General features: G+C 47.8%; 18 protein-coding genes. 15 read left to right on the top strand and 3 right to left on the bottom strand.

The window, feature by feature from the left end; translation table 11 throughout:
• The first annotated feature begins 2 nt into the window (after positions 1 to 2).
• The 4 genes from lepA to hemW are packed head-to-tail and all read left to right on the top strand — an operon-like array spanning position 3 to position 3701.
• Positions 3 to 1805 (top strand): translation elongation factor 4, encoded by a 1803-nt coding sequence (gene lepA / locus BT127_RS04790; protein WP_075423889.1) that lies wholly within the window; start codon positions 3 to 5, stop codon positions 1803 to 1805.
• Positions 1806 to 1824: 19 nt separating this feature from the next.
• A complete protein-coding gene (locus BT127_RS04785) occupies positions 1825 to 2271 on the top strand; it encodes a hypothetical protein (protein WP_075423888.1) in 447 nt (148 codons plus the stop codon).
• Positions 2272 to 2610 (top strand): hypothetical protein, encoded by a 339-nt coding sequence (locus tag BT127_RS04780; protein WP_075423887.1) that lies wholly within the window; start codon positions 2272 to 2274, stop codon positions 2608 to 2610. It begins immediately after the preceding gene.
• Positions 2607 to 3701 (top strand): radical SAM family heme chaperone HemW, encoded by a 1095-nt coding sequence (gene hemW / locus BT127_RS04775; RefSeq protein ID WP_075423886.1) that lies wholly within the window; start codon positions 2607 to 2609, stop codon positions 3699 to 3701. Before BT127_RS04780 ends, hemW begins: the two co-directional genes overlap by 4 nt.
• A 1-nt stretch (position 3702) precedes the next feature.
• Here the strand turns inward: hemW and BT127_RS04770 are convergent, their stop codons facing one another.
• From BT127_RS04770 to BT127_RS04760, 3 genes are read right to left on the bottom strand one after another with little or no spacing between them, the layout of a single operon-like run.
• Positions 3703 to 4359, bottom strand: a complete 657-nt coding sequence (locus tag BT127_RS04770; protein ID WP_075423885.1) for a sigma-70 family RNA polymerase sigma factor — start codon at positions 4357 to 4359, stop codon at positions 3703 to 3705.
• A complete protein-coding gene (gene spoIIAB, locus BT127_RS04765) occupies positions 4349 to 4786 on the bottom strand; it encodes an anti-sigma F factor (protein WP_075423884.1) in 438 nt (145 codons plus the stop codon). Before spoIIAB ends, BT127_RS04770 begins: the two co-directional genes overlap by 11 nt.
• A gap of 10 nt (positions 4787 to 4796) precedes the next feature.
• Positions 4797 to 5102: an STAS domain-containing protein gene (locus tag BT127_RS04760; protein WP_082334899.1), complete on the bottom strand. Its 306-nt coding sequence runs from the start codon at positions 5100 to 5102 to the stop codon at positions 4797 to 4799.
• A gap of 326 nt (positions 5103 to 5428) precedes the next feature.
• Here BT127_RS04760 and BT127_RS04755 point away from each other — a divergent pair, with 326 nt between their 5' ends.
• The 11 genes from BT127_RS04755 (at position 5429) to BT127_RS04710 (ending at position 13170) form a co-directional block, all read left to right on the top strand.
• On the top strand, positions 5429 to 5677 hold the full coding sequence (locus BT127_RS04755; protein ID WP_075423882.1) for a TM1266 family iron-only hydrogenase system putative regulator: 249 nt from the start codon (positions 5429 to 5431) through the stop codon (positions 5675 to 5677).
• A gap of 22 nt (positions 5678 to 5699) precedes the next feature.
• Positions 5700 to 6014: a TfoX/Sxy family protein gene (locus tag BT127_RS04750; protein WP_075423881.1), complete on the top strand. Its 315-nt coding sequence runs from the start codon at positions 5700 to 5702 to the stop codon at positions 6012 to 6014.
• 58 nt (positions 6015 to 6072) lie between these two features.
• The gene (gene hydG, locus BT127_RS04745; RefSeq protein ID WP_075423880.1) at positions 6073 to 7524 is read left to right on the top strand and encodes a [FeFe] hydrogenase H-cluster radical SAM maturase HydG; all 1452 of its coding nucleotides are present in this window, start codon (positions 6073 to 6075) and stop codon (positions 7522 to 7524) included.
• A gap of 393 nt (positions 7525 to 7917) precedes the next feature.
• The gene (locus tag BT127_RS16425; protein ID WP_139275417.1) at positions 7918 to 8067 is read left to right on the top strand and encodes an LPXTG cell wall anchor domain-containing protein; all 150 of its coding nucleotides are present in this window, start codon (positions 7918 to 7920) and stop codon (positions 8065 to 8067) included.
• 58 nt (positions 8068 to 8125) lie between these two features.
• Entirely contained in the window at positions 8126 to 8392 is a 267-nt protein-coding gene (locus BT127_RS04740; RefSeq protein WP_075423879.1) for a YlmC/YmxH family sporulation protein, read from the top strand.
• A 172-nt stretch (positions 8393 to 8564) separates the two neighbouring features.
• The gene (gene rpsB / locus BT127_RS04735) at positions 8565 to 9326 is read left to right on the top strand and encodes a 30S ribosomal protein S2 (RefSeq protein ID WP_075423878.1); all 762 of its coding nucleotides are present in this window, start codon (positions 8565 to 8567) and stop codon (positions 9324 to 9326) included.
• A 22-nt stretch (positions 9327 to 9348) separates the two neighbouring features.
• On the top strand, positions 9349 to 9585 hold the full coding sequence (locus tag BT127_RS04730; RefSeq protein WP_075423877.1) for a hypothetical protein: 237 nt from the start codon (positions 9349 to 9351) through the stop codon (positions 9583 to 9585).
• Positions 9586 to 9657: 72 nt separating this feature from the next.
• A complete protein-coding gene (gene tsf / locus BT127_RS04725; RefSeq protein ID WP_075423876.1) occupies positions 9658 to 10575 on the top strand; it encodes a translation elongation factor Ts in 918 nt (305 codons plus the stop codon).
• A 55-nt stretch (positions 10576 to 10630) separates the two neighbouring features.
• Positions 10631 to 11359 (top strand): hypothetical protein, encoded by a 729-nt coding sequence (locus tag BT127_RS04720; RefSeq protein ID WP_075423875.1) that lies wholly within the window; start codon positions 10631 to 10633, stop codon positions 11357 to 11359.
• An 18-nt stretch (positions 11360 to 11377) separates the two neighbouring features.
• Positions 11378 to 12040, top strand: coding sequence for a DUF6709 family protein (locus tag BT127_RS04715; RefSeq protein WP_075423874.1), 663 nt, complete (start codon positions 11378 to 11380; stop codon positions 12038 to 12040).
• Positions 12041 to 12231: 191 nt separating this feature from the next.
• On the top strand, positions 12232 to 13170 hold the full coding sequence (locus tag BT127_RS04710) for an AAA family ATPase (RefSeq protein WP_075423873.1): 939 nt from the start codon (positions 12232 to 12234) through the stop codon (positions 13168 to 13170).

Here is a 13170-nt window from a genome sequence, read left to right as displayed (position 1 = left end):
CATTGGCTAACGATAAGATCAGAAATTTCTGTATAATAGCACATATAGATCACGGAAAGTCCACTCTTGCGGATCGTATCCTCGAAAAGACCGAGACCGTTGCCGTCAGAGACATGGAGGATCAGCTCCTTGACAATATGGATATCGAACGTGAGCGCGGTATCACTATCAAGGCCCGTGCAGTCCGCCTTAAGTACACCGCTAATGACGGCGAGGACTATATCTTCAACCTGATAGATACTCCCGGTCACGTAGACTTCAACTATGAGGTATCACGTTCTCTTGCCGCATGTGAAGGCGCTATACTCGTCGTTGACGCTTCACAGGGTATCGAAGCGCAGACACTTGCGAACACATATCTCGCTATCGAGCACGATCTGGAGGTTGTCCCCGTTGTAAACAAGATAGACCTTCCTTCGGCTGATCCCGAGAGAGTCTGCAATGAGGTGGAGAACGTAATAGGCATACCTGCTATGGATGCTCCCCGTATCTCCGCTAAAATGGGTACTAACATCGAAGCAGTTCTTGAAAGGATAGTTACTGACATCCCCGCACCTAAGGGAGATCCCGAAAAGCCGCTTAAGGCGCTTATCTTCGACAGTTATTACGATTCCTACAAGGGTGTTATCATCTACGTAAGAGTCAAGGAAGGCAGAGTAAAGATCGGCGACAACATACGTCTTATGGCTACAGGTGCAGTATTCACCGTTGTGGAAGCAGGCTGCATGGACGCTACAACACTCAATAACACAGGTATGCTCGAAGCAGGAGAAGTTGGCTATATTGCGGCTTCTATCAAGAGTATCGGCGATACCCGTGTAGGTGATACTGTTACGAACGACGAGTTCCCCTGTGATGAACCGCTCCCCGGTTACCGCAAGGTAAATCCTATGGTGTTCTCGGGTATCTATCCTGCGGACGGCGCTAAATACGGCGATCTGCGTGAAGCACTGGAAAAGCTCCAGCTAAACGACGCTTCTCTCTCTTTCGAGCCTGAGACCTCTATTGCACTCGGATTCGGCTTCAGATGCGGATTCCTCGGTCTCCTCCACATGGAGATAATACAGGAGCGTCTTGAACGTGAATACAATCTGGACCTCATAACCACTGCACCTTCGGTTATCTACAAGGTAACTATGACCAACGGCGAGGTGCAGTATATCGATAACCCTACCAACTACCCCGATCCTGCGCTGATACAGGTAGCAGAGGAGCCGATGGTAAAGGCAAGCATCCTTTCCCCTTCGGACTATGTCGGCAATATCATGGAACTTTGTCAGGACAGACGAGGCGTTTTCAAGGATATGAAGTATCTGGACGATACCCGTGTCGAGCTCCACTATGAGCTTCCGCTGAACGAGATAGTATACGATTTCTTCGACGTTCTCAAGTCCAGAACCAAGGGATATGCTTCATTCGATTACGAGATGCTGGGATATGTTCCCTCAAAGCTCGTCAAGCTTGATATACTCCTTAACGGTGATGTTGTGGATGCGCTCTCATTCATCGTTCATACTGACAAGGCTTACGGCAGAGCACGTAAGATAGCCGAAAAGCTCAAGGATAACATTCCCCGTCAGCTCTTTGAAGTACCGATACAGGCTGCTATCGGCGGAAAAATAATCGCAAGAGAGACAGTCAAGGCTATGCGTAAGGACGTTCTTGCAAAGTGCTACGGCGGTGATATCACTCGTAAAAAGAAGCTCCTCGAAAAGCAGAAGGAAGGAAAGAAGCGTATGCGCCAGCTTGGTACGGTAGAAGTGCCGCAGGAGGCGTTCATGAGCGTTCTAAAGCTGGATTCATGATTACGGAGGTGACGTGATAATGCTGAACTATATCGCACTGGGTGCTTCGGCAGTTATACTGCTGCTGAGTCTTATAGCTGTGCTTACCGAGTTCATATCCTATAATACAAAGGTCGGAAGAGTTCTCAGAAAGCTGAGGATAACCCTCAGGGAGATAAGCTTTTCGGCACTTGTTGTTACAGCTGTTGTACTGCTCATAATCTCGGCGGTAACAGGCGACCACAACAGGAAAATGATGTGGGCGGATGTGGGCATCCTTGCGGCAAGCTGGCTGATACTCCACATAAGACGCTTCCTCGGTGTGAACAGAAGCAGACATCACGCACATAAGAAAAAAACGCTCCCCACTGTCGGAAGGAGCAGTATTTCGGATAAATTCGCTCCGCTTGCTGCCGAAGCAGCACTTGCAAAGGAGCTTCCCGAAGCAGCTGCTGCTGCCGAGGCAAAAGGAAAGGATATTGCGTAAATGAGTATATATGTTTGTCCGCACTGCGGAAAGAAGTCCTTCAATCCCGTAACGAAGGCAATGGCAGGTCAGCTCAACTCCCACGGCAAACCCTGTAAGGAGTGCGGAAGACTCTGCGTGAACGGTAAGGCGGCAACTGCATTCAATGCGGTATTTGCCCTTATCTGCTTTGTACTGGTAGTGCTGACCTACCTGAAAGCACCTGATATAGACTGGCTCTACCCCATAGAGAAGAGAGTCGTGCTGGGACTGATACTTGCTATATTCATCGTCCCGAGGATAGCAAACGCCTTCTTCTTCAAAATGGAACCTGCTATCAGGATAGAACTTAAACGATGAGCGATCTCGGTATCTATATACACGTTCCCTTCTGCGGGAAAAAGTGCGGCTACTGTGATTTTTACTCCGCCTGTTACTCGAAACAGCAGGCGGAGCTTTATGTAAGTGCGGTAATACGCAATATACGCCACTACGGTGACGGTGAGCGGAAGGTGGATACGGTCTATTTCGGCGGAGGTACTCCCTCGCTGCTTTCACCTCATCAGCTCGGAGAGATACTCGGATGTATCGGTGAGTGCTTTGATGTTGACAAGGATGCGGAAGTTACTATTGAAGCCAATCCCAACACTCTCACTCCCAAGAGACTTGCAGGATACAGGGATGTCGGCATAAACCGGCTTTCTATCGGAGTTCAGTCCATGAACGACAGGGAACTGAAGATGCTGGGCAGGACTCACACTGCGGAACGTGCCGAAAAAGCCGTCAGGGACGCACATGAAGCAGGCTTCGGAAATATATCCTGCGACCTTATGACGGCGCTCCCACATCAGGATGTGAACAGTCTCGATTCTACCATAGAACGCTTGACAGAGCTGCCGATACAGCATATCTCCGCCTATATTCTTAAGGTGGAGGAGGGAACTCCCTTTGACTGCGACGATATACGTTCAGTCCTTCCCGACGAGGAAAAAACTGCCGGACTCTACCTTCATATGGTGGAAACGCTTGAAAAGCACGGCTTCATGCAGTACGAGGTGTCAAACTTCGCAAGGAAAGGCTTTGAGAGCAGACATAACTGCCGATACTGGAAGTGTCGGGACTATCTGGGGATAGGTCCCTCGGCTCATTCCTGCTATATGGGAAAGCGGTTCGCTGTTCCCCGTGACCTTGAAGGCTTCATCGGTTCTGAGGTACAGCAGACGGAGATAACGGACGAGTCGCCCTGCGGATTCGAGGAATACGCAATGCTGAGGCTGAGACTGCGTGAGGGACTGCTTCTCAGCAGAGTTCCCGAACACAGAGCGGATATCGAAAAAAAACTCCCTGCACTCATAAGCGCAGGGTATGCGGAATACAACGGAGAATGTGTACATCTTACGGCGAAAGGCTTTCTCATGTCCAATTCGGTCATAGAATACCTCATTTTCTGAATCATTCAAGAAGCTCCTTTTTCATCTGAACAAGGAGCTTTTTTTCACGCCTTGATACCTGTACCTGCGTCATGCCCAGTGCGGCGGCTGTACTTGACTGGGTAAGACTTCGGAAGTAGCGCAGTTCAAGCAGAGCGCGGTCCGTGCGGTCAAGACGTCCCATTATCTGCCGAAGGGCAAGTATATCGGTTATTTCTTCGTCGGGAGCGCTTACGGGTACATCAAGCTGTCCATCATCCTCGGATGAAGTGAGGGACAGTACAGGCTGACTTACGCATAATGCCTGTGCTACGTCGGATTCGCTCTCTCCCGAAAGCTCCGCAAGCTCACTTACCGCAGGCTCGCGTCCCTCTGATAGTATCAGCTCATCCCTTAGCTTTTGCAGGCGCAGAGAAAGCTCCTTAAGACTGCGGCTGACGTGTACTGTCCCGCCGTCACGGAAAAGCCGCTTTATCTCGCCGAGTATGACGGGTACCGCATAGGTGGAGAACTTCACGCCCCGTTCCGCATCAAACGCCTTTACCGCCTTGACCAGTCCCAGACAGCCTGCGGAGTACAGCTCATCGTACTCGATGCCACGACCTCTGAAACGGTTAGCGCAGAGGTGTACCAGTCCGAGATTTTCTTCAGCAAGCGGAGCCTTGACTTCACCTGCCATGTACCTTTAACCTCTTGCGCATGGTCACTGTAGTACCTTTTCCCGTTACGCTCCTGACAGTGAGCTTGTCCATAAAGGACTCCATAACAGAAAAGCCGAGTCCGGAACGTTCTTCCTCGGGAGCGGTAGTGTAAAGGGGTTCCATTGCCTTTTTTACGTCGGGGATGCCGCAGCCGCAGTCCTTTATGCGTATGTATATCTCGCGCCCTGCAAGGAGCTTCACGGAGATGTCCACTTTCCCGAAGCTTCCCCTGTAGCCGTGTACTATCGCATTTGTCACCGCCTCTGATACTGCTGTACGTATATCGGAAAGCTCCTCCACGGTGGGATCAGCCTGCACCAGAAATGATGATACTACCGCCCTTGCGGTACTTTCGTTGACCGAGTGGGACGGAAGACTGAATTTTATTTCGTTAAGTATTTCCATTTTTACCTCCTTAAGTTATCCTTACCAGGCGTTCGATGCCTGAAAGCCGCAGAACACGCCGTATATACGGCTGCGGCGAGCGTATTTCGATGCGTCCTCCGCATTCCTTCATCAGCTTGCAACGTCCCATGATAAGACCTATGCCCGAGCTGTCCATGAAGGTGATGCCGCTCAGGTCTATAGCGAGTATATCGGGCTGCATCGCGATGATGAACCTGTCCAGGTCGGTGCGGAGCGCTCTTGCGGTGTGGTGGTCTATTTCTCCGCTTATGTGAGCTATAGCGGCTCCGTTTTCCGAGGTTATGTCAAGTGCCATATAGTCGCCTCCTTTTTGAACTATGAAAGTATTATACCACTTCGGACTGGCGGAAAATGTCGTTTCGTGCAAGGGAGCGACAATTGATTTTGAGGTTATTATATTAGTAGATACTAACAAAATTGTTTGACAATATTATGTCAGAGTGGTATAATATGATTGCGGATCATTGGATTTATCCTGTGCTCGGCATTAATTTATCTGTTTGTTTTCGGGCAGCGGAGTGCAAACTTCGTTATCGGAAGGCGGCTGTTTTTATGCGTATATGGAACAACTGTACCTGTCTGCCCTTTTGGCGGACTTTTTTGTTTTTCAGGGAGGCTGATATGGAAGATAAACGTATAGCGGTAACTGCTATCGTCATTGACGAGCAGGAAGCAGTACCCGAAGTGAACAATGTGCTTCATGAGTATAATGACATTATCATCGGACGTATGGGCATACCATACAAGGAGCGCGGTATATCGCTCATATCGGTCGCTCTTGATGCTTCACCCGACGAGATAAGCAGTCTTACAGGCAGACTCGGGCAGATTTCGGGAGTCTCGGTCAAGGCGGCTATCTCCAAGAAGTGATAACGGAAATAAAGGTGAGCTTATGGCATCGAAAAAAGAATATCTGGATTTCATTCTGGAACAGCTGTCAGGTCTTGATGATGTGTCTTACCGTGCGATGATGGGCGAATATATCATTTACTACAGAGGTAAGATAATCGGCGGTATCTACGATGACAGGTTCCTTGTCAAACCCACAAGGTCGGCTCGGGAGCTTATGCCCGAAGCTTCAATGGAACGTCCATACGAAGGCGCAAAGGAAATGCTCCTTGTGGATGATGTGGACGATAAGGAGTTTTTATGCGGACTATTTAAGGCTATGGTTGATGAACTGCCCGAGCCTAAGAAAAAGAAGTGATATGCGGCGATTCCGTATCGCTGCATTTAACTCAAAATATTGATCGGAGGTCAAATATATGTACGACGTTAAATCTTTAAAAGCAGAGGAATTCATAAACGACGAGGAAATAAAGGCAACTCTCGCCTATGCAGAGGAGCATAAGCACGACCGTGAGCTTATCGAGTCGCTCCTTGAAAAGGCACGTCCCAAGAAAACAGGCAGAGGAGTTGAATGTTCAGGACTCACACACCGTGAGGCAAGTGTTCTTCTTGCCTGCGATCTTCCCGAGATGACCGAGAAGATATACTCCCTTGCCCGTGAGATCAAGGAGGCTTTCTACGGCGACCGTATCGTTATGTTCGCACCGCTCTATCTCTCCAACTACTGCGTGAACCAGTGTGTATACTGTCCCTATCACATGCAGAACAAGGAAATACCGCGTAAAAAGCTGACTCAGGAGGAAGTCCGTCAGGAAGTTATCGCACTTCAGGATATGGGACACAAGCGTCTTGCTATCGAAGCAGGTGAGGATCCTGTAAACAATCCTATAGAGTACATCCTCGAATGTATCGACACTATCTACTCAATAAAGCACAAGAACGGCGCTATAAGACGTGTAAACGTCAACATTGCCGCTACTACCGTTGAGAACTACAGGAAGCTCAAGGACGCAGGTATCGGTACTTACATCCTGTTCCAGGAGACCTACCACAAGGAGAGCTACGAGAAGCTTCATCCCGCAGGACCTAAGCACAACTACGCTTACCACACCGAGGCTATGGACAGAGCTATGGACGGCGGTATCGACGATGTGGGACTCGGTGTTCTCTTCGGACTTGATATGTATAAGTACGAGTTCGCAGGACTTCTTATGCATGCCGAGCACCTTGAAGCAGTACACGGCGTAGGTCCGCACACTATCAGCGTTCCCCGTGTAAAGCGCGCAAGCGATATAGATCCCACTGTTTTCGATAACGGTATTGACGACGATACATTCGCAAAGATAATCGCATGTATACGTATCGCAGTACCATACACAGGCATGATAATCTCTACCCGTGAGAACGAGACCTGCCGTGATAAGGTGCTCGGACTCGGTATATCCCAGATCTCAGGCGGTTCACGTACATCTGTCGGCGGTTATGCAGGCTATTCGGCTGACGAAAGACCTCATGACACAGAGCAGTTCGATGTTTCCGACCAGCGTTCACTGGATGAGGTAGTAAACTGGCTCATGAAGGGCGGTTATATCCCTTCGTTCTGTACTGCCTGCTACCGTGAGGGACGTACAGGCGACCGTTTCATGGCGCTCTGCAAAGTCGGACAGATACAGAACTGCTGTCACCCGAACGCTCTCATGACCTTACAGGAGTACCTTGTTGACTACGCTTCACCTGAAACAAGAGAAGTCGGCGAGGCTCTTATTGCCCGTGAGATAAAGAATGTACCAGATGAGAAGCGCCGTGCAAGAGCTATCGAGTACCTTGACGAGATAAAGAACGGCGGAAAGAGAGATTTCCGTTTCTGATCAGGGCAGCATATATTTTGAACAAATACAGGTCGGGTTGAGAACTGGTGTTATGCAGTAAATTAAGGTGCGAATAAGCGGGGTGCAGGGAGCCGCTCGCTCCCTGCCGGAGTCCAGAGGCAGAGCCTCTGGCAGGGTGAGGGACGGAGTCCCTCATTACACAAAGCGCTCCGCAAAGGGTGAATTTCAAAACAGTCCGGTGGACTGTTTTGAAAGAGGGAACGCCCTGCAAGAGAGGGCGTTCCCTTCTAACATATACAGAGCGATTTTAACTTTATACTAAGTAAATGCTGTAGTCGTGCGTTTCTGATGCTCCTGATTTGACAAATCCGTTTCATTGTGATACAATATTGACCGTAAGTGCATAAATCTATATGTCACAGGAGGATAAATATGTTTTACGAATTAATGGCAGCTTTCGCTGCTTCGCCTGCTACAGGTGACCAGTTCCCTGTAAAGCTTCTGCTCATAATTGCAGCAGCTGCGGTAATTATAGGTATTATAACCGCTGTTATAGGCAAGAAAAAGAATAAGGACGAATAATTGTCGGCAAGTCCCTCTGCATATACTATAATATATAGTATGTCAGGGGGATTTGTTTATGATATACAGCTTTGAGGAGCTTTGCAGGAAAGAGGTTATAGACATAAGGAACGGCGAAAGACTCGGATATATAGACGATCTGCGGCTCGATGCGGATTCGGCGGAGGTGACTGCGCTGCTGATTTACGGGCGCCGCTGGTTCTTCGGACGTGAAGAGGGGATAGAGATACCCTGCAGCGGTATAAGAGTAATCGGGAGCGACGTCATACTTGCGGACAGATATCTTCCGTTAAAATCACTAAAAAACGATGATAAATGTTCTTGAAATTCTGCGGCGGCTGAACTGCCTGAAATCTTGCATATTCTGTCGGTTCGTGTTATAATTATAAGGCAATTCGCACGCTTGTACTTTTACGGATTGGTGCGCCTTTCGGCGTTGTCCGTGAGCTAAGTCGGGCGGAGGATTAATATTAACCAATTTTAAGGAGGACTACACAATGTCAGTAGTTTCAATGAAGCAGCTTCTTGAGGCAGGCGTTCACTTCGGCCACCAGACAAGACGCTGGAACCCAAAAATGGCACCGTACATCTTCACAGAGAGAAACGGTATCTACATCATCGACCTTCAGAAGACAGTCAAGAAGCTTGAAGAGGCTTACAACTTCGTTCGTGAGATCTCTGCAAACGGCGGCGAGGTACTTTTCGTTGGTACTAAGAAGCAGGCAGGAGATTCAGTTAAGGAAGAGGCTACACGCGCTGGCGCTCACTACGTAAACGCAAGATGGCTCGGCGGTATGCTCACAAACTTCAAGACTATCCAGACAAGAATAAAGAGACTTGAGCAGCTCCACACAATGGAAGAGGACGGCACATTCGCTCTTCTCCCTAAGAAGGAAGTTGTTAAGCTCAACCTCGAGATCGAAAAGCTCGAGAAGTTCCTCGGCGGTATCAAGACAATGAAGAAGCTCCCTGCAGCTCTCTTTATCGTTGACCCACGCAAGGAAAAGATCGCTGTTGCTGAGGCTAAGAAGCTCAACATCCCGATCGTTGCTATCGTTGATACAAACTGCGATCCTGACGAAGTTGATTACGTTATCCCTGGTAACGATGACGCTATCCGTGCAGTTAAGCTCATCGCAGGTACAGTTGCAAACGCTATTCTCGAGGGCAGACAGGGTGATGACACTGCTGTTGAGGCTCAGGCAGAAGAGGCTCCTGCTGAGGAGGCTGCTGCTGAGGAAGCAAGCGACGCTGAATAATTAATGATTGGAGAAGTATGTTATGAGAATCGAACCATCACCAGCTACTGATGAAGAGAACGCTTATGTATATAGAGTCGTTTGGACTGATGAGAGCGATCGAAATGATATGCTTCATTCATTAGGCCCTGGATCTATGGAATTTCATGATTTTGACCATGCTTGGGATTGTTTTGATCGTTATAGTGAAAGTGCTTTTTATCTTGGCGTTGAATTACAAAAATTAGATTCAGAAGGCAATATTATTTGTACATGGTAATCATTGCAAAAACCCGAATTATTTCGGGTTTTTGTAGATTTGTAACTTATTAATTTATGGGAGGTAATAACAATGGGTAAGGTATCCGTTGCAGAGATCAAGGAACTGATGAAGTCCACAGGCGTTGGTATGATGGACTGTAAAAAGGCTCTCGAAGAAAACGATGGCGATATGGACAAGGCTATCGAGTTCCTCAGAGAAAAAGGACTTGCTACACAGGCTAAGAAGAGCGGAAGAGCTGCTGCAGAGGGCGTAGTTGCTGCTGTAGTTGAAGGCGACAAGGGCGTTCTTCTTGAAGTAAATACAGAGACAGACTTTGCTGCTAACACAGACGATATCAGAAACTTCGTTGCTAACGTTGCAAAGACTATCATAGACAAGGCTCCTGCTGACGTTGAGGCTCTCAAGAACGAGCCTATCGCAAACGGCACAGGTACAGTTGGTGAGGCTCTTACAGAGCTCGCAGGCATGAAGATCCGTGAGAACATCGTTATCCGTCGTTTCGTAAGACTCGAGGGTGCTCTCGCTTCTTACATCCACAACGGCGGCAGCATCGGCGTTCTCGTTAAGATGGACACTGATCTTCCTGCTGACAAGGTTGCTGCTATCGGTAAGGACGTTGCAATGCAGTCCGCAGCTCTCAATGCTCCATATCTCTGCCGCGAGCAGGTTCCTGCTGAGGTTATCGAGAAGGAGAAGGAGATCATGATGGCTCAGATGGCTGAGGATCCTAAGATGGCTTCAAAGCCTGAGCAGGTTAGAGCTAAGATCGTTGAAGGCAAGGTCGGCAAGTACTATTCAGAGAACTGCCTCCTCGAGCAGGCTTTCGTTAAGGACGATAAGCTCTCAGTTCAGGGCTATGTTGACGCTGAGGCTAAGAAGCTCGGCGGTTCAATAAAGATCGTTGACGTTATCCGCTATGAGCGCGGCGAAGGTATCGAAAAGAAGGAAGATAATCTGGCTGACGAAATAGCAAAGATGATCAAGTAATCAATCGCGGCTGCAGAATTTCCTGCAGCCGTTTTTCTTTTTTCGGAGGTTTTGTATGAAAGGCAGTTCGGGAAGAGCAGTTTTCCGTATGTTCCTTGTTTTGCTGATAGGTGCGGTGTGCATCTTTTTCGGCGCAAGCGATGCGTATATATGGTTCAGCGGAAAAAAGATAGATCTCAATGACTCGAAGCGTATGCAGTATAATGCTCCTTCGGGTATAGTGGGAGAAGTTTTCGCTGTACAGTCGGTCATGAAGTCTGAGGAGACCTTCCGCGAGTATGGCGTTATACCTGTCAAGCGCAAGGTCAACTATTATCTTGTTACAAACCTGATGCGCGAGGACTGGGCAAAGGCTATATCCTCGGCTGAGTACGGACTTTTTGACGGCGGCTTCTATACGCTCGTCCGTGTCAGCGATAAGGAACGCATCGAAGCCTTTGATAAGGCATCCGAAAAAACGGAAAGATACATTTCAAAGCTCGTCAGCGGCAGTTACAGTTCGGCTGTTCCTTCGGTTTCGATAAAAATAGACGGAAAACTGATGGCACAGCGTACCGACAGCGACTATATTAAAGCACGTGATACATGGCTGGAAAATGCAGGCGTGAGCAGTGATCTTATGACGGAATACATTATTTCCGATGAAACTTCCGATAAGAAGGATGCTGTGCTTGCTCTTGGCGGCGCTGCACTTGTGCTTATAAGCCTGATCGGTATGATCGTTCAGGCGGTCAAAAATATTTCAGAGAGAAAAAAAGAAAAACAAAAACATGTCCTGTACTGATTTTTCGGAGGGTATTTTATGAAATTAAACGGCTTTTTCAAGCTTCACCTGATACTTACGATAGGCTGCTTCCTTTTAGCTTGTGTAGCTTTTACGGATGTAAGGATGTATTTCAGCGGCAAGACCATAGATTTTAATACTGCTGAAGTTGCCGACCTTACTGACAAGGCACTTATAGAGGGCGATATCGATTTCGTTTACGGACCTTTTGCAACTCTTGAAACGTCCGAGAAGAGATTTGGAGTTACAACCTCAACAAGCGAGACTCCCTATTACATCGTTACCTATACCGGCGGAAAGGCTTATGCTGTTTTCTCCACTACAGATGAGGAAATGATATCAAAGCTCAACGCTCTTGCCGACGAGTGGTATGAGTATCTGACAAATGACGATATCGAGAAGGGCGATTTCCCCGAGGGTGATATCCCTTTCAAGGGCAAGCTCTGGGATCAGCCTTCACATAAGGACTATAAGCCCATATACGATGATACTATCGAGGATCTTGTATATGTGGGCGCTGATGAGACTGAATTTGCACCTCTTATGATAGTGGAGGGCGAAATAGGCAAGGAACAGCTTGCAGTGTTCTTTATTTCGGCTGCAATAGCTCTTATCGGTATCATCCTGTTTGTTATCAGATTTGTAAAATGGCTGAAAAACAGGAAAATATCGGAGTATTGATTCACTTTTAAACAATTTTGCGTCTGTATTTTTGTGCGAAACTTACAAAAGTACAGGCGCATAATTTATATATATGACCCTTGCAGTAATTTGTCGGATGTGGTATAATATGATTAAATGGATAAATGTGACCCGCAATTTTTTGTGAAGCATTTACCGTTTAAATCACTGAAATTACGAGGTATTCGCTAATGAATAACAGGATCAGCAAACTTGCAGAGTCTATAGGACAGGTCATCGTCGGTAAGGACGACACTATCCTCAGACTTATAGCCGCTCTTCTCTGTGAAGGTCATGTACTGCTTGAGGACGTTCCGGGTGTGGGAAAAACTCAGCTCATTACCGCTCTTTCACGTTCCATAGGCGGTAAATTCAACCGTATACAGCTTACACCTGATGTAATGCCTTCCGATATAGTCGGTTTCACTATGCTCGATTCAAAATCGGGAGATTTCATATACCGTGAAGGAGCTGTAATATGCAATTTCCTCCTTGCGGACGAGATAAACCGTGCTTCGCCGAAGGTACAGTCGGCGCTCCTTGAAGCTATGGAAGAACGTCAGATATCTCTCGACGGTACTACTCATCAGCTCCCTAAGCCCTTCCTTGTTATGGCTACGCAGAATCCTGTTGAAACCTACGGTACTTTCCACCTTCCCGAGGCTCAGATGGACCGTTTCTTCATGAAGCTGTCAATGGGCTATCCTTCAGTGGAGGAAGAAATAAAGATACTCGAACGCACTGAGCTCCACAATCCCATAAGAAATATACAGGAGCCCGTTATGCATGTTGATGACGTTGTCGCAATGCAGGAGGAAGTACGCAGGGTAAGAGTATCGGATGAGGTAAAGCAGTATGTGGTCAATATAGTGGATTCCACACGAGGAGACAGAAATACTACTCTCGGTATCAGTCCCCGCGGAAGTATCGCACTGTATAAGGCTGCAAAGGCTTTCGCTTATATCAATGAGAGAGAATATGTAACTCCCGATGATGTAAAGAATACTGCTGTATCAGTGCTTTCTCACCGTATTATCCTCTCGCCGCAGGGCAAGAGTCAGTTCGGTACACCTGAGGAGTATGTAAAGCATGTGCTTGCATCATGCGCTGTTCCCTCAGTGGTAGGATGA

Source organism: Ruminococcus sp. XPD3002, from assembly GCA_900119535.1.
GTDB classification, from domain to species: Bacteria; Bacillota; Clostridia; order Oscillospirales; family Ruminococcaceae; genus Ruminococcus; species Ruminococcus flavefaciens_H.
This window is presented reverse-complemented; position numbering and strand designations above follow the sequence as displayed.